Below are 15,764 nucleotides of genomic sequence, written 5' to 3'. Positions count from 1 at the left end.
CGCGCCTCCGGCGCGGCGGGTCATGGCCGGGCGTCCGGCGCGGGCGCGGTCAGGGGGCTTTGGCTCATGACCGGTCACGCCAGGATCTCTCTCGCTGCTTGGGGAGCGACCGTACTGGGGTCGCTGGTGCTCACGCCGGTGTTCTCCGGGCCGTTCCTGTTCGTCAGTGCGCTTGTGTGCGCCGTGATCACCGGCGTCGGCGTCCTGTTGCAGAACCTGCGCACCCCGCGGGCCGTCGTACCGCTGGTCCAGTTCGTGGTGCTGGTCGAACTGCTCTCGATCTTCTTCCTGAAGGACACGCTGAAGTTCGGGCTGATCCCGTGGAAGGCGACCGCGCTCGAGTTCAACCAGCAGATGGTCAACGCGATGGACTCGATCAACCGGTTCAGCGCGCCGCTGCCGCCGGACTCGCATCTGACCCTGTTCGCGGTCTCGGTGATCTCGGCGACCGGGTTGCTCATCCACATCATCGCCGTACAGCTCCGGCAGGCCGCGTGGGCCGGGTTGCTGTTGCTGATCATGTACACGGTGCCGGCCGCGACCGTGCACGGCGGACTGCCGGCGCTGCTGTTCATCCCGCCGGCGGTCGGCTACATCCTGCTGCTGTCCGCGGAGGGCCGGAGCAGGCTGAGCCGCTGGGGCCGCCGCATCTCCGGGGTGTCGCACCTGGATGCGGCCGAGCCCGTCGAGGCGTCCGCGCTCGGCCAGGCCGGCCGCCGGATCGGCCTGTCGGTGGTCGCGCTGGCCGCCCTGCTGCCGGCGTTGCTGCCGGCCCTGCCGGAAGGTGTCATCGGCAACGGTCTGGCCGGCGCCGGACCGGGGAGCGGGTTCGGCACGTCGATCTCGTCGACCGACCCGATGCTCGACATGGCCAAGAACCTGAAGCAAGGCGACAACGTGGTCGCGCTCACGTACAAGGGCGGCCCGTCCGGCGGGACGTACCTTCGGCTGACCGCGCTCGACCTCTTCGACGGCAACACCTGGCGGATATCGCCCCGGGAGGACGGCCACAAGATCAACGGCGACCTGACTCCGCCGCCGGGCTACATCGGCGACCTGTCCAAGGTCCCGGAGACGAAGATGGAGATCGACGTCACCCGGAACTTCCGGTCCCAGTTCGTGCCGGTCCCCTACCCGCTGCACTCGATCTCCCTGAAGCGGGACTGGCGGTACGACGCCGGCGCGCTCGACATCGTCTCCGCGGGCGGGCAGGTGATCGCCGGCAAGAAGTACAGCGCGACGTCGTACGACCTGCAGCCGACGCCGGATCAGCTGTCCAGCGCGGTCTTCACCGGCCAGCCGGACCAGTACACCAGCGCCGTCCCGCAGCGCACCCCGACAGAGATCAAGACGCTGACCGACAAGATCATTGCCGGTGCCAACGGCAACAAGTTCGAGGCGGCGGTGCTGCTGCAGCAGTGGTTCCGCAGCGGCGGCGGCTTCACCTACAGCACCGAGAACGCCCGCGGCAGCGGGATGAAGGCGATCAGCGATTTCCTGCTGGAGAACAAGTCCGGGTACTGCGAGCAGTTCGCGACCGGGATGGCGCTGATGGCACGCATCGCGGGCATCCCGTCCCGGGTCGGCATCGGCTTCCTGCCCGGTCAGTCCGGCAAGGACGGTCAGTACACGGTCCGGATGCACGACATGCACGCCTGGCCGGAGCTGTACTTCCAAGGCACCGGCTGGGTCCGCTTCGAGCCGACCCCGGCCGCGCGGGTGGCCAGCACTCCGAACTGGACGGTCGCCGCCAGCCCGGACCCGACGAACCCATCGACCGCACCGAGCACCGCACCGTCCTCGCCCGGCGCGACCGGCGACCCCGAGATCAGCCGGCGGAACCTCGACCCCAACCTGCCGGCCGACAGCGGCATCCCGACCCTGAACAGCGGCAACTGGTGGACCAAGGGCGGGGGCCGTGCGGTCGGGATCGGCGCCGGGGTGATCCTGCTGATTTCCATCCCCTGGATGATCCGCAGCCTGACCCGGCGGCGGCGGTTCGCCCGGGAGCCGGGCCGCGCCTCGGCCGAGGGCTTGTGGGCCGAGATCCGGGACACCTCCCGCGACCTCGGGCTGGACTGGTCCGACGTGTCCACGCCACGACAGACGGGTGAGTGGCTCGTCTCGCAGCTGCCCGCCGAGACGAAGCCCGACGCACTCCGGCTGGCGCGCGGCATCGAGGCGCTCCGGTACGCCGGGGACGCCAATCCAACTGTGGACCTCACATCGGAGGCGGCCGCCGTACGCAAGGCTCTCTGGAGTCGAGCTCCCCGTCGTCGCCGCTGGCGGGCGCGCCTGCTGCCGCCGTCCTGGCGCTGGTACCTGAACCGGGGCAGCACCGAGGCCTCCGACCTCCTGGACGAGTTCGACCTCCTCCTGGCCCGCCTCCGGTCCCTGGTCCTCCCCCGCCGCCACGCCAACTGAGCACCACAGGGGCCGTGTACTCCACCCGGAGTACACGGCCCTTCGCATGCTCTGCCGCCGGTTCAGGAGGCAAAAAACAACCACACCCGTCCCACCAGGGCACGGGTGTGGTTCGTCGACTGGGGTCGCGCTCAGGCGGCGCGTCGCGCTGTCAGAGGTCTTCGTCGCGGCGGCGGCGCCAGCGATCTTCCATCCGCTCCATGAAGCTGCCGGACGAGTCGTGCCGGGTCCGGTGCTTCTTGGCCGGCGGCGGCGGGATGTCGTCGGTGTCCCCGGCGTTGCTGATCCGCTTCATGCTGAGCGCCGCGATGTAGAGGCAGGCGACCATCATCACGAAGCCCACGACTCCGATGATGGTGTTGGGAACGATCGCGCCGGTCATCAGCACCGCGATGCCCAGCACAAATCCGACGCCGGCAAGAACTGCCCGGCGCTTGTAGTACAAGCGCACATTGGTCCCTCGCATGGCGGAAACGAACTTCGGGTCTTCCGCAGCGAGGGCGCGTTCGAGCTGCTCGAACTGGCGCTGCTCTTCTTCCGAGAGGGGCACCGTCGATCCCTCCATGATGAGCGCGATCTCGATAGGCCGCCTTCAGTCTAGGCCGCGCGTGCCCCACACGAAACCCTGACCGCCTGTCCAGCGCGTCACGGTCCGGCAACTGCCCCTACGACACGAGCTCCGAACCCGCGCTCGACGGCATGTTGCTCACAGTTCTCTCACAGCTTCGCGACCGCGGGAAAGCCCCTCCCGCCGCAGGTCACCCGTCGATCACCGTCCGTGATCAGCGGGTGGCGAGGATGTGGAGCTGGGTGGCGAGGGCGCGGAATGCCGGGTGCTGGCTGGCGGCGCGCTCGAGCTCGGCGAGGGACTCGGCGGCCCCCGGTTCGGAGTCGACGAAGGCGGACGGGACGAGGTCGGCGAACGTGCGTACGCCGTGCACCGTGTGCACCATGAAGCCGGCGTCGGCGAGTTGCGCCGTGATCCCGGCCTCGTCGAACCGCCGCGGCATCGGATCGCTCGGACCCCAGCGCCCGTCCGGGTCCTGCAACGCGACGCGTGCTTCGGCGAGGTGACCGGCCAGCGCGCGGGCCAGCACGACAGCGTTGCGCTGGGCAACAAGCAGACTCAGTACGCCGCCCTCCCGCAGTACCGAAGCCATCGCCTGCAACGCCTGAACGGGGTCGTCGACGACCTCGAGCACGCCATGGCACAGGACGGCGTCCGCACTCGACTCACCGGCCAGTCCAGGGAGCTCGGCCGCGTCCCCTTGGACGCCACGGACCAGTTCGCTCACACCCTCATCACTGGCACGCCGCTCCAGCGACGCAAGCGCGTCCGGGCTCGGGTCGACGACCGTCACCCGGTGCCCTTCGACAGCCAGTGGCACCGCGAACCCGCCGGTGCCGCCCCCGAGGTCGACGATGTCCAGCCCGGCTCCCGGATCGGTCCGCGCCCGTCCCGCCAGCGCCACCCGCAAAGCCTCGCCTACCAGCGCGGTCCGCACACCCCGCCGCCGCCGATCCACCATCCACAACCCTCCAGCCGGTCCCCCAACGCCCACCCCACCGGGCCACACCCTACTTCCACCCCGCATCCCACTCCCGACCCGCACCAGGCCCTAGGAACTCGCGCTGGCGTACGAGCGCAACCCGCGGCGCCACAGCATCCGGACGAGCGTCACCGCGACCACCGACAGCGCGATCCCGCCGGCCACCGGCGCCCAGCCGAGGTCGCCCGCCAGCGCCTGGACCGGGAACGTCGTCGCGAACGCCACCGGGAACGCGAAGGTCAGGAACGTCCGCACCACCGCCGGGAAGAACACCAGCGGATACCGGCCCGCTTCGACCAGGTTCAGGTAGATGGCTCCGATCGGGTTCACCGACTGCAGCCAGAACGCGAGGAACGACATCGCACTCCACACGGACGCGAGCAGCACCACCCCACAGGCCGCGAGTACGAGCGCCTGCAGGATCTGCCCCACATCCGGACTGGTGCCCGACTGCACGAGCCCGATCACCAGAACGAGGATGCCGCTCGCGACGTTGCTGAGCTCCGCGACGTTGATCCACCGCAGCGTCAGGTAGAACTGGCTCGACACCGGACGCAGCAGCACCGCGTCGAGCTCGCCCTCGGTGATGTAGGCCGTCATCCGGTCCAGGTTGGGCGCGACGAACGCCGCCATCAGGCCAGTGATGATCTGGTACATGCCGACGAGCGTGATCACCTCGGCCCGCGACCAGCCGTGCATCTCCTGGGTGAAGCCGAACAGCAACAGGATCGGCACGATGCCGAGCCCGAGCTGGACGAGACCCACCAGCAAGGTGGTGACGAAGTGCGCGCGATAGTGCGTCTCGCGAACCACTGCCTGCGCGAGGAACCGCCGCCACAGCCGAAGGTGGCGCAGCTGCTTGTGCAGCCAGTTGCGGTCGAGCGGCGGCCGGTCGTCGACGTACGTGCTCATGCGCCCACCGCCGAGTACGCGCGGATCCCGGCCGCCCAGACGAGGCGCGCGACTGTCGCGAACCCGAGCACGTATGCGAACTGAACGCCCAAGCCCACCAGGAGATCCTGGCCGGACAGGTCGCCGGCGACGATCTCGACCGGGAACGACACCGTGTACCTGAACGGCTGGTTGTCGATGAAGCCGCGCGACCAGTCCGGCATCAGCGCGAGCGGTACGACGGACCCGGACAGCACACTCGCGATGATCAACCGTGCCTGGGCCAGCGCGGACACGTCGTCCATCCAGAACGCGAGCGCCGCGATCAGGATGTCGATCGTGAACACCAGGATCGCCCCGAGCACGATGCTGACCGCGAACAGCGCCCAGCGGTCCGGACCGGCCGGGATGTTCATCGAGTCGCGGAAGATCCACCACAGCACGCCGATCATCGGCACCAGCGCGAACAGCTTCAGGAACTTCTCCGACAAGTTGTTGGCGATGAAGCCCAGCAGCAACGACGCCGGACGCACCATCCAACGGGAGAGTTTGCCGAGCCTGATGTCGTTGGCCAGGAAGCCCGTCATCCACGACGACGTCGCCATCGTGACGAAGCTGAGCAGCACGAAGTACGTCGTCACGTACCGCTCGTCGATCGGAAGTTGCGCCCCGTTCGCGATCGCCGTGCGCCAGATGAGCAGCGAGATGATCGGCACGCAGACGTTGGCCGCCATGAAGATGATCCACGCGCCGCGGTAGATGGACTGCTGGGCGATCTCCGCCGCGGTCATCCGGCGCAGGACCCGGAGGTTTCGCAGGAGCGTGGCCGTCACGCGTCCCCCAGCGTGCTGCGGCGCAGAAAGAGGTCGCGCATGATGTCCTCGACGTCGGCGTCCGCGACATCGAGGTCGACCAGTGGACCGATCCGCGTCAGCTGCTCGAGTACGTCGCCGGCCCGCTCGCGATCCACCTCGAGTTTGATCAGCTGGCCGGAGCTGTCGACCGCGGTCACGCCCTCGAGACCGGCGAGGCGGTCGCCGTCGACGGTCGTCGCGTACGTCGCCTGCACGAGCTTGCGCGGGCGCGCCGTGTGCACGAGTTCGTCGAGGCCCCCGTCGTACTGCAGGCCGCCGTGGTCGATGATCATCACCCGCGAGCAGAGTGCCTCGATGTCGTCCATGTCGTGGCTGGTGACGAGGATCGTGGTGCCGCGGACCTGGTTGACCTCGGCAAGGAACGTCCGCACCCGCGCCTTCGCGACCACGTCGAGGCCGATCGTCGGCTCGTCCAGGAACAGGATCTCCGGCCCGTGCACGAGGGCCGCCATCAGCTCGAGCTTCATCCGCTCGCCGAGGGAGACCTTGCGAACCTGGACGTTCAGCAGGTCCTCGACATCGAGCAGCTCGGCCAGCTCGGCGACGTTGCGGTCGAACTCCTTCGTCGTGAGGCCGTACATGTCCTTGTGCAGCAGGAGACTCTCCATCGCGGGGACGTCCCACCAGAGCATGGTCTTCTGCCCCATCACGAGCGCGATCCGGCGCAGGTAGTCGTGCTTGCGGTCCGACGGGGCGAAGCCGAGGACCTCGAGCTCGCCGGAGGTGACGTACAGGAGGCCGGAGAGCATTTTCAGTGTGGTGGTCTTGCCGGCGCCGTTCGGGCCGAGCAGCCCGACGACCTCGCCGCGATCGATGCTGAACGTGATCTTGTCGACGGCGAGCCGGGTCTCGTACGTCCGCCGGACGAGGCTCTTGATCGCCCCGCCGAGACCGGCCTGCTGCTTGTGGAACGTGTAGGTCTTGGTGAGGGAGGTCGCCGCGATCACCGGTGGCTGCGGCGAGGGGACCTGATGGGATGCGTGCGTCACGGATGAGCACCGCTTTCGAGAGTCGGTTGGTGCGTCGGACCGGGCAACGTCAGCGCAGAGCGCGCGAAGCCCTCTGGTCCTTCCGACATACGGCTGCCAGGAGAAACGCTAAGGTAGGCCGGAAAGCGATGTCCACCGCATTTCGCGGGGTCAGGAGGCGGTGCGGCCGACGACGTACAGGCGCCGGGTCGTCTCCTCCCGGGCGGCGATCGGACCGCGGAGGTACCACTCGACATCGACGAGACCGGCGGACTCGACGACGTCGACCACGAACGCCGGGTCGTGCAGGACGACGTCGAGGTCGACCTCGTGGCCGAACCACTGGTCGACGTGGCGGACCTCGGCTCCGGCGTGCAGGGCGAGGACGAGCAGGCCGCCGGGATCGAGCGGGCGCGCGAGGGCCGCGATCGCGTCGGGGAGTTCGGCGGCCGCCAGGTGGATCAGGGAGTACCAGCCGAGGACGGCCGCCCATCCGGAGCTGGTCGGTGGGCGACCTAGCCGCCGCAGGTCGCCTTCCTGAAAGTTCCGGTCCGGGAAGCGTCGGCGGGCCTCGGCCACCATCGCCGGGGAGAAGTCGACGCCCGTGGCATCGGCGCCATGCTCGGCCAGGTACGCGGTGATGTGTCCGGGGCCTGAGCCGACCTCCACCACCGGGCGTCCGCCGGCGTCGGCGATCACCCGGTTGAGCAGCCAGGTCTCGAACGACAGCCCGGCCAGCTCGTCGGCCAGGCGGTCGGCGTACGTCTCGGCGACGGCGTCGTACGACGAACGCACCCGAGCGTCCCGCGCCTCGGCTCCTTCGGCGATCACCACGTCCCGGTCGACCGTCTCCGCGACGACCGGCTCGGCCTGCCCCGGCACCGGCCCGAGGAGATGGATCCAGCGGCGGTCGTGCTGGCCGGGGCGCAGGTCGAGCTCGCGGACCAAGGGCTCGGGGCGTTCCGCCATCCGGCGCAGGCAGACCTCGACCTCGGAGCGGTCGGCGAACCCGTGGAGTCGCTCGGTGCGGGTACGCAGCTCACCGGGCGTCTGTGCGCCGCGAAGGAGCAACACCGTGAGCAGCGCTCGCTCGTCGGTCTCGAGCCCGAGCCGCTCGTCGAGGATCTGGTGGTACTTCAGCGTCCGCCGGCCGGTGTCGACCCAGACGATCCGCACCAGCTCCCGGTCCCTGAGCGACCGCGCGGTCCGCTCTACCGTCGCCTGGTCGTAGTCGACGACAGGCTCCCGATTACTCGTCTGATTGCAGGCCGTCCGCAGGGCGTTCGCGGTGAGAGGGTACGACGCCGGCACCGTCGTCTGCTTCTCCAGCAGACTCCCGAGCACACGCTGATCTTCGGCCTCGAGAACAGGAAGTTCACTCACGCCCAAGACCCTAAAGCCTCCCCCATCCCATTCCCCCCACCGCAGCCTCCGGCCGCGTGAGTTGGAGGGGTTGGTCAGCCGGGTTGGGGGGTGTCTGCGGCTCGGAGGGTCACCCTCCATTCCACCCACCGCAGCCTCCGGGCTGTTAGCCGGGTTGGGGAGTGTCTGGGGCTGGGAGGGTTATTGGTTCGAAGGCGGTGCCGTTGCAGTGAGGGCAGGGGGCGCCGGCTTGGATGCCGGCGCCGGCGCAGTGGGTGCAGAGGCCGTCGTGCCAGGACTCTCCGGTCAGGGAGTGGTGGGGGCGCGGGTAGTGCGTGTCGGGCAGGTAGCACTCGATGCCGGTGATGGCGTGCACTCGGCCGCACAGGTCTACGCCCATGCCTCGGTCCAGACGGCTGCGTCGTTCGATCACGTTCGGGGTCTCCTGCGTCGCCGGCTGGTCAGCTGGCTTGCATCCAGGGTTGGGTGAGGACGGACTGGGGATCGGTGGTCGCCGTCAGGGCGGGGGTCGTGGAGAGGCGGAGGCTGGCTTCCACCTGGGTGTAGAAGGTGTCCACGGCACGCACCAGGTCGTCGGCCTCGCGAATGCTGACGGCGCGCTCGAGACCCGCCTCGGCGGCGGCACGCTGGGCAGCGCCCGCGGCGAAGAACGTGGCCCACTCGCCGAACTCCGGAGCGACCTCGGCCAGCAGCACCCAGGCGTTCCGCTGGACCCGGCGACGAGGGCCTGAACGGACCGGACGGGCGCGGACGGCGAGGACCGCGGCCGCGACCCGGAGCGCCGCGACGTGGGCGCTCGAGTAGCGGATCAGGTGGTCGCTCGTCTCCACTGCCTCGGCCAGCGCGGCTCGCGCGCGAGACAACTCCCGGCTCGCCGCCCCTGCGGCCGCAGGGGAAACCGGTGAAACAGTCATCGGTCCGTCACCCTCTCCAGTTGCCAGCGGCCGGAGTCCGGGTCGTGCGCGAGATCGAACAGCTCCCGCCGACCGTGCCGGCCGCACCCCGCCTCCACCCGGTACACCGCCCGCCGCGGGCCCCAGTCCGCATCCAGTACGCCGACTGCCGCCGGACTCCCGGACAGTCCGCGAGCCGGCTCCCCGCCGGCCGTATCCGCACCGCTTTTCCCCGTGGCGCTCCCGGCGGCAGCGAATGCGCCATCGCTACCGGCGGGAGCGAGCGCGGCCAGGCAGTCGGCGAGAGAACGGGGACTCGCCGACGCCACCGCGCCGCTCATGTGGTGGCGCGTCGCTGCGCTACCCGCGTGGGTGCGCTCGGCGTGAGCCCAGTGGTCGGCGCGCCCGTCGTACGTCAGGCCGGTGCCGATGATGCCGCGCTCCCACCATGCGGCGGTCTCGGTCCAGTGGGACTGGACGGAGCAGACTCGCCAGAGGCGGCCACGCCAGAGGAACTGGTCCGGGGTCTCGGTGTCGTCCACAACCACCGAGTGCACCTCGACGGCCTCGTCGAACTCCCACATGCTCCATCGCCTCCTGTGAACGAACCGCTGCCCCTGATCGGGCCCTGGGCCCCTGGTCGGAGGCCCGGCGGGCCGGCACGGGGTGGGGGTCGAGGTCCACCCCGGTGCCCGGCCCGCCGGGACCACCGGTTTCCGATGCGGCCGCAACTCCGCACCGGAGCCGTCCAGCTGTCCGGCTCACCCCCGCCCGGCCTCCCGACGAAACCGGGTCAGAGGTAATCGAACATCTGTTCGAACACTGGAAGCGTAGCGTCGTCCGCCGACAATCGTCAACGGCCCGTAAGCCCGGCGCGCCACCGCACGCCCGCTCCGGCCGCCAGACTGGGAGCGAGCCGACGAAGGGGACGACAGTGCGGAAACGGGCAGCAGGAATCACCGCGGCGGCCGTTGCCGTCGTGGCAGCGGCGGTCGCGTTGCCGCTCTTCCAGCCGTGGAAGCTCGTCACCGACAAGGTCGTCGACGAGGCGCTCCCCGGCACTGCTCCGATCTCCACGCACTCATCGTCGACGACGCCACCGACAGTTTCGGCGCGACGGCCGTCGACCAGGCCCGGACCGGTCACACTGCTGACCGGAAAGCTGATCACGCACGAACACGAGACGTCCGGCACAGTCGCCGTACTCGAGCTGCCCGACGGGTCTCGCGTGCTCCGGCTGGAGAACCTCAGCACCTCCGACGGCCCCGACCTCAAGGTTTGGCTCAGTGACGCCACAGTGGCCAAGGGCGGCTGGCACGTGTTCGACGACGGCCGCTATCGCAGCCTGGGCAGCCTGAAGGGCAACCACGGCAACCAGAACTACCCCATCCCCACCGACCTGAGGCTCGAGGACTTCCGCAGCGTCGCGATCTGGTGTGATCGGTTCAACGTGTCGTTCGGTGCCGCAGAGCTCGCATAGAGTTCCGGAGGTGAGCAGTCATCCCAACGTGCAGAAGGTGGCCGACGCCCTGCGGGCGGCCGGCGCCACCGGTGAGATCGTGATCCTCGACGAGGCGGTGCCGACGGCGGCGGCCGCGGCGGCCGAGCTCGGGTGTGAGGTCGGCGCGATCGCCAACAGCCTGATCTTCGACGGCGACGGCACCCCGGTACTGATCCTGACGTCCGGCGCGCACCGGGTCGACACGGCGAAGGTCGCCGCCGAGTTCGGGATCGGCAAGCTACGCCGCGCGACCCCGGAGTTCGTCAAGGAGCACACCGGTCAGTCGATCGGCGGCGTCGCCCCGGTCGGCCACCCCGGCCGGGTCCCGACGTACGTCGACACCGCCCTCGAGCAGTACGACGTGGTCTGGGCAGCCGCCGGGATCCCCCACTCGGTCTTCCCCACCACGTACGCCGAACTCCTCACCCTCACCAACGGCACCCCGATCACCGTCAACTGATCACCTGCGGGATCGTCGTACTCACGAACCGCCGGGTCAGCACCGCCCGGCGGTGCCGCCACCACGGGGCCAGGCGGCGCGATGGGCCGTAGCGTCGGCGAGTGATATCGGAGACCACAGCGGCGGGGGCGTGCAGAGACGGCAGCACGTCGAGGGCGGTGCGCTTGGTGATCAGCTCCCCCGTCGTCAGTGTGACGTGGGCGCGGGCGATCGTCAGCAGGCTGAGGTCGACCCAGATGTCGGCGTACCACGGGGTCCGCTTGCTGGTCACCGGGAACCAGAAGTCCCGCAGATCGCGCCGGATGAAGGCGGCGAGCTCCGCGTCGCTGGTTGCCGGTAGCAACGACGATGGCAGTGGGCCGAACAGCGAGAGGTTGCTCAGGGCAAGTTCCCGGCGGGTCACCGGCGTCACCGGGCGGTCGAAGTAGCGGCCCTGGGCGAACGTGGCGTGCCGGACGGCGGGGTCGGCCAGCTCCGCCGCGACCAGGTAGGAGCAATGCAGCTTGGCGGCCAGTGGTGCGGCACGGATCAGCCGTCGGTGCATGTCCTCGATCGCGGCCGGCGGTGGCGACGCGACGACGGCGACGACATCGAGGTCGCTACGGCCGAGCTGGAAGTCGCCGAGGGCCAGCGAGCCGTGGAGCCAGACAGCCTCGACGGCCGCGACTTCGCGGATCGACGTGACGAAGCCGTCCAGCAGACGCTGGACGGCTTCGTCGATCACAGGACCCAATCTAGACGGCTGGGCGGATGTCCACGTCGGCGGCGCGGACGTAAGCCATCCGGTGCCCGAACCAGATCTGGTAGTACCGGTCCGTGCCGAGCACCTGCACGTGGTCGGTCGGCGGCTGACCCGCGAACGTCACGGCCCGGTAGTAGTCCGTCTCGATGTTCGCATCACCCACCGGGTAGGCCTGGCCGGCGCCGATCGTGTACTGCAGCGGCGTGACCGTCTGGTACGGAATGCCCGCCGGGTACGCCGCCTGCTCCGGGTACGCACGTCCGTACACCGGCACCGAGGCCATGCCATCCTTCGGCTTCACCACGAGACCCGGCTTCGCGAACGCATCCGGAGCTGACGCCGGGCTCTTGAACCATCCCAGCGCCCCGAGGTACCAGACCGCGACCCAGTCGCCCTGCCGTTGCGCCACGACGTACTGCGAGCCGGCGGCGGCCCGTGAGCCCATGTCGGAGACGTCAGTGGTCCCGTCGATGCCGCTCGGGTGCAGACCGATGTCCTTGACCAGCGGAGCGTTGTCGTCCGGCGACTGACGCAGGTAGACGAAGTTCGTGGCCTGCGGCGTGCACGGGGTGCCCGGAGCGTCGCAGTTGCTGACGACCTGGACGTTGCCCTCGAAGCCCGGCTTGATGGTGACGATCGAGCCGGCCTTCACCGGGAACACGGAGTGCCCGTAGATCGGAGCGCCCAGCAGATCGAAGTAGTGCTCCCAGTCCCAGTACGGTCCCGGGTCCCAGTGCATGCCGGCGACCGTCGACGGGACCGTGCCCGGCACCTGGTCGTGGCCGATGATGTGGGCCCGGTCGAGCGGGATGTTGTTCTTCGCGGCCAGGTAGCTCACCAGCTTGGCCGAGTTGCGGTACAGCGCCTCGGTGAACCAGGTCGCACCTTGCGGCGCGAAGCCCTCGTGCTCGATGCCGATGCTGTGCATGTTCACGTACCAGTTGCCGGCGTGCCAGGCGACGTCGTTCGCCTTCACGTGCTGCCACGTGTGGCCGTCGGACGAGCGCATCGTGTACTGCCAGCTCACGTACGTCGGGTCCTGCACCAGGTTGAGCACACCCTGCCAGGTGCCTTCGGTGTCGTGGATGACGATGTAGTCGATCTTGCCGGTCTTCGGCCGGTTCGCCAGGTCATGGTTGCCGTAGTCCCCAGCAGTTCCGAACTCCGAGTACGGGGCCGGCAGCCACTCGCACCCGAGCGACGGCGGGCACTCCACTCCGGAGTTCGCCGGCTTCGTGCCCGCGGGCAGTGTCAGCTTGTTGACCTGTGCCTTGTCCGGCGTGACAGCGACGGCAGGCATCACGACCTGCTGCCCGGTGTTCGTCGTCCGGGCGGCACCGTGGGCCATGATCGAGTAGACGTCGTCGGCGAAGCCGGACGCAGCCACCCGGTCCCCGGTCTCCGCGTACGACGCCACTGCGCCGTACCACTCGGCCGGAGAGGTGTTAGCGCCGACAGGCACACCGAGGGATCGCTGGTACGACGCCAGCAGTGCGGCACCACCGTTGATGTTGGCGGTGGCGTCGGTGCGCAGCGCGGCCGGGTCCAGACCAGTCAGGTCGGAGGCCTTGTAGAGCGTCCGCAACGACGAGGCCTTGGCGACCTTCTGCTTGCCGGACAGGTCCGCGACCACGCTGGGGTCGAGAGCGGTGAGGTGCATCGGGCCGTAGCCACCCGACGTGCTCGGTGCGCCCCGGTGGTCGTCCCACCGCGACTCCGAGTACGACACCGCCAGCAGGACGGACTCCGGTACGCCGTATTTCGCAGCGGCCGCGCTGTACGCCGAGGCCTCGACGGCGGCGGATGCCGGCGGCGGCGCAGCGGCCGCGGGTGGACCTCCGGACGACACGCCGGTCAAGGTGATGGGCAGCGCTACCGCAGCCAGTGCGGCGAGAATCTTCGGACGACGCAGCATGTTGTTCTCCTGAACCCAAGGGCGGGTGCCGGTCACACAGACTGGCAGCCTAGTCACTGTGGGTCGAGGCGAGCCGGATGTCAACGGTTAACCAAAACTCACCTCGAAGGGTTCGATACTGACGAAAACATGCCGCCGGCGAAACGGCGACTGAGGGTTACGGAGCACGACGATGGAAGCGTTGCCGTTGGCGTTCACGACGGGCTGGGCCAGTGGCATCAATGCCTATGCCTGCGTGCTGATTCTCGGCCTGCTCGGCCGGTTCGCCGGTGCCGACGACGTCCCGGAGGCACTGACCAGCAACGCCGTTCTGATCGCAGCGGGTGTTCTCTTCGCGTTCGAGTTCGTCGCCGACAAAATTCCGTACGTCGACTCCGCCTGGGACGCGATCTCGACGGTGATCCGGCCGACCATCGGCGCGATCCTGGCCGCCCTGCTCGCCGGCGAGGCGACCACGCTGCACCAGGCCGTCATCGCAACCACCGGCGGACTGGTCGCCCTGCTCTCGCACTCGGTGAAGTCGAGTCTGCGGCTGGCGATCAACACCTCCCCCGAGCCGGCGACCAACATCGCCGCGTCGTCCGCCGAGGACATCACCGTCGTCGGCGTGGTGTCGCTGGCCGCGTTCCATCCGGAGGCCGCGCTGATCATCGCCGGCATCCTGCTGTTCCTCGGCCTGATGGGGGTGTACTTCGCATTCCGCTTCATCCGGCGCGGGTACCTCCGGTTCAAGGCGTGGCGGGAGAAACGGCGCGAACTGGCGACGGGGAGCAGTGCCGTCTGATGGGGACCGTGATCGTCATCGGGTCCGGTCTGGCCGGTCTCGCCAGTGCAGTCCGGTTGGCCAAGCTCGGCCACCAGGTCACCGTCTGCGAACGGGACGAACACCTCGGCGGGGCGCTGGGCCGGGTCGAAGCGGATGGCTTCACCTGGGACGCCGGAGCAGCCAGTACGACGCTCCCGGCCGCACTCCGGGACCTGTTCCGCAAGAGCGGCCGCCCGATCGAGAGTCTGCTCCAACTGGAGCCGGTGACCGAGCCACGGCGGCACATGTTCGCCGACGGCTCGGTGCTGGACCTGCCGATCAACGACCGCGGCTCGCAGCAGGAGGCCTGGACGGGCCTGGCCGGCGAGCAGGTGGCCGAGCAATGGACCGCACTGGTCGACGGCTATGGCGAGACGTGGCAGATCCTCCGGAAGACCTCGCTCGAGCCACCCCTGCAGGACAAGCTGCCGCTGAAGAGCATCCGGGCCCTCAAACCCTGGCAGTCGCTGGAGAAGGTCGCGCAGCACGAGCTGAGTGACGACAGAGCCCGTGCGGTGCTGCGCCACTTCGCAGCGCAAGGTGGATCGGACGCGAAGCTCACGCCGGGGTACGTCGGCGTCTGGTCGTACCTGGAACGCACCTTCGGCCGCTGGACGATCGAGGGCGGTTTCGGCGCGTTGGCGGACGGACTGGTGCAGCGGGCGAGCGAGCGGAAGATCACCGTGCGCACCAGCGCCGAGGTGGTCGCCGTCATCACGGCCGGCGGCACTGTGTCCGGCGTACGGCTGGCTGATGGGACGGAGCTGCCGGCGGACATCGTGGTCAGCGACATCGACCCGCGTGAGCTCTACGGACAACTGGTCGACGACCCGGCGGCCAAGAAGGTGCGCAAGAGGATCCTGTCGACGCACCAGGCGCAGGCGGCGTACGTCGTCCACCTGGGACTGAAGGATCCGGTGCCGACCCTGCCGTTCGAGACCGTCCTGCACGGTACGCCGACAGTCGTCGTACGGACTGGTGGTCAGGCGCCGGTCGGGCACCAGGCGTGGTCCGTCCTGGTCCACGGCTACCCGACGGACGACGTACTAGACCTGCTGATCGCGCGTGGGCTGCACATCCGGGAGAACGTCGTGTCGCGGCAGACGTCGCCGTCATGGTGGGCCGGTGTGGCCTGGGAGGGGTACAAGACGGCCCGCCGCCGCGCGGCCAACGTGTCTCCGGTCAAGGGGCTGTACTGCGTCGGGGCGGGCGCTCACCCGGGGTCCGGGGTACCGGCGACGACGCTCGGCGCCGCGATTGTGGCCGACGCCATCGGGAAGGCCTGAGACCGGTCTGGGGTTGAGATACCCAGCGCACTAAGATTGACGGTTCCTGTTCCATGTCGGGGTAGGTGCCC

The 15,764-nt window shown here is 69.4% G+C and carries 15 protein-coding genes; 5 read left to right on the top strand and 10 right to left on the bottom strand.

Annotated features, from left to right (window positions below; translation table 11 throughout):
• Positions 1 to 66 precede the first annotated feature (66 nt).
• Positions 67 to 2,424, top strand: a complete 2,358-nt coding sequence (locus OG555_RS29580) for a transglutaminase family protein (RefSeq protein WP_329475830.1) — start codon at positions 67 to 69, stop codon at positions 2,422 to 2,424.
• A 151-nt stretch (positions 2,425 to 2,575) separates the two neighbouring features.
• Here the strand turns inward: OG555_RS29580 and OG555_RS29575 are convergent, their stop codons facing one another.
• From OG555_RS29575 to OG555_RS29540, 8 genes are all read right to left on the bottom strand, one after another.
• Positions 2,576 to 2,989, bottom strand: a complete 414-nt coding sequence (locus tag OG555_RS29575) for a DUF3040 domain-containing protein (protein WP_329475829.1) — start codon at positions 2,987 to 2,989, stop codon at positions 2,576 to 2,578.
• A 217-nt stretch (positions 2,990 to 3,206) separates the two neighbouring features.
• Positions 3,207 to 3,953: a methyltransferase domain-containing protein gene (locus OG555_RS29570; RefSeq protein WP_329475828.1), complete on the bottom strand. Its 747-nt coding sequence runs from the start codon at positions 3,951 to 3,953 to the stop codon at positions 3,207 to 3,209.
• A gap of 90 nt (positions 3,954 to 4,043) precedes the next feature.
• Positions 4,044 to 4,886, bottom strand: a complete 843-nt coding sequence (locus OG555_RS29565; RefSeq protein ID WP_329475827.1) for an ABC transporter permease — start codon at positions 4,884 to 4,886, stop codon at positions 4,044 to 4,046.
• Entirely contained in the window at positions 4,883 to 5,698 is an 816-nt protein-coding gene (locus OG555_RS29560) for an ABC transporter permease (RefSeq protein ID WP_329475826.1), read from the bottom strand. Before OG555_RS29560 ends, OG555_RS29565 begins: the two co-directional genes overlap by 4 nt.
• A complete protein-coding gene (locus OG555_RS29555) occupies positions 5,695 to 6,729 on the bottom strand; it encodes an ABC transporter ATP-binding protein (RefSeq protein ID WP_329475825.1) in 1,035 nt (344 codons plus the stop codon). Before OG555_RS29555 ends, OG555_RS29560 begins: the two co-directional genes overlap by 4 nt.
• A gap of 150 nt (positions 6,730 to 6,879) precedes the next feature.
• Positions 6,880 to 8,091, bottom strand: a complete 1,212-nt coding sequence (locus OG555_RS29550) for a DUF480 domain-containing protein (protein WP_329475824.1) — start codon at positions 8,089 to 8,091, stop codon at positions 6,880 to 6,882.
• A 440-nt stretch (positions 8,092 to 8,531) separates the two neighbouring features.
• Positions 8,532 to 9,005, bottom strand: coding sequence for an SAV_6107 family HEPN domain-containing protein (locus OG555_RS29545; protein WP_329475823.1), 474 nt, complete (start codon positions 9,003 to 9,005; stop codon positions 8,532 to 8,534).
• Positions 9,002 to 9,568, bottom strand: coding sequence for a DUF6504 family protein (locus OG555_RS29540; protein ID WP_329475822.1), 567 nt, complete (start codon positions 9,566 to 9,568; stop codon positions 9,002 to 9,004). Before OG555_RS29540 ends, OG555_RS29545 begins: the two co-directional genes overlap by 4 nt.
• A gap of 350 nt (positions 9,569 to 9,918) precedes the next feature.
• Here OG555_RS29540 and OG555_RS29535 point away from each other — a divergent pair, with 350 nt between their 5' ends.
• Both OG555_RS29535 and OG555_RS29530 read left to right on the top strand, forming a co-directional pair.
• A complete protein-coding gene (locus OG555_RS29535; RefSeq protein WP_329475821.1) occupies positions 9,919 to 10,464 on the top strand; it encodes a DM13 domain-containing protein in 546 nt (181 codons plus the stop codon).
• A gap of 10 nt (positions 10,465 to 10,474) precedes the next feature.
• A complete protein-coding gene (locus OG555_RS29530) occupies positions 10,475 to 10,945 on the top strand; it encodes a YbaK/EbsC family protein (protein ID WP_329475820.1) in 471 nt (156 codons plus the stop codon).
• On the opposite strand, the gene OG555_RS29525 is transcribed toward OG555_RS29530, so the two are convergent.
• On the bottom strand, positions 10,938 to 11,669 hold the full coding sequence (locus OG555_RS29525) for a nucleotidyltransferase domain-containing protein (protein WP_329475819.1): 732 nt from the start codon (positions 11,667 to 11,669) through the stop codon (positions 10,938 to 10,940). The two genes, OG555_RS29530 and OG555_RS29525, sit on opposite strands and share 8 nt — an antisense overlap.
• Positions 11,670 to 11,679: 10 nt before the next feature.
• Positions 11,680 to 13,602, bottom strand: a complete 1,923-nt coding sequence (locus OG555_RS29520) for an N-acetylmuramoyl-L-alanine amidase (protein ID WP_329475818.1) — start codon at positions 13,600 to 13,602, stop codon at positions 11,680 to 11,682.
• Positions 13,603 to 13,774: 172 nt separating this feature from the next.
• Here OG555_RS29520 and OG555_RS29515 point away from each other — a divergent pair, with 172 nt between their 5' ends.
• Together OG555_RS29515 and OG555_RS29510 are read left to right on the top strand one after the other, a co-directional pair.
• The gene (locus tag OG555_RS29515; RefSeq protein ID WP_329475817.1) at positions 13,775 to 14,386 is read left to right on the top strand and encodes a DUF4126 domain-containing protein; all 612 of its coding nucleotides are present in this window, start codon (positions 13,775 to 13,777) and stop codon (positions 14,384 to 14,386) included.
• Positions 14,386 to 15,693, top strand: coding sequence for a phytoene desaturase family protein (locus tag OG555_RS29510; protein ID WP_329475816.1), 1,308 nt, complete (start codon positions 14,386 to 14,388; stop codon positions 15,691 to 15,693). Before OG555_RS29515 ends, OG555_RS29510 begins: the two co-directional genes overlap by 1 nt.
• Positions 15,694 to 15,764 lie beyond the last annotated feature (71 nt).

The organism is Kribbella sp. NBC_01484, assembly GCF_036227145.1.
Taxonomy (GTDB): Bacteria; Actinomycetota; Actinomycetes; order Propionibacteriales; family Kribbellaceae; genus Kribbella.
This window is presented reverse-complemented; position numbering and strand designations above follow the sequence as displayed.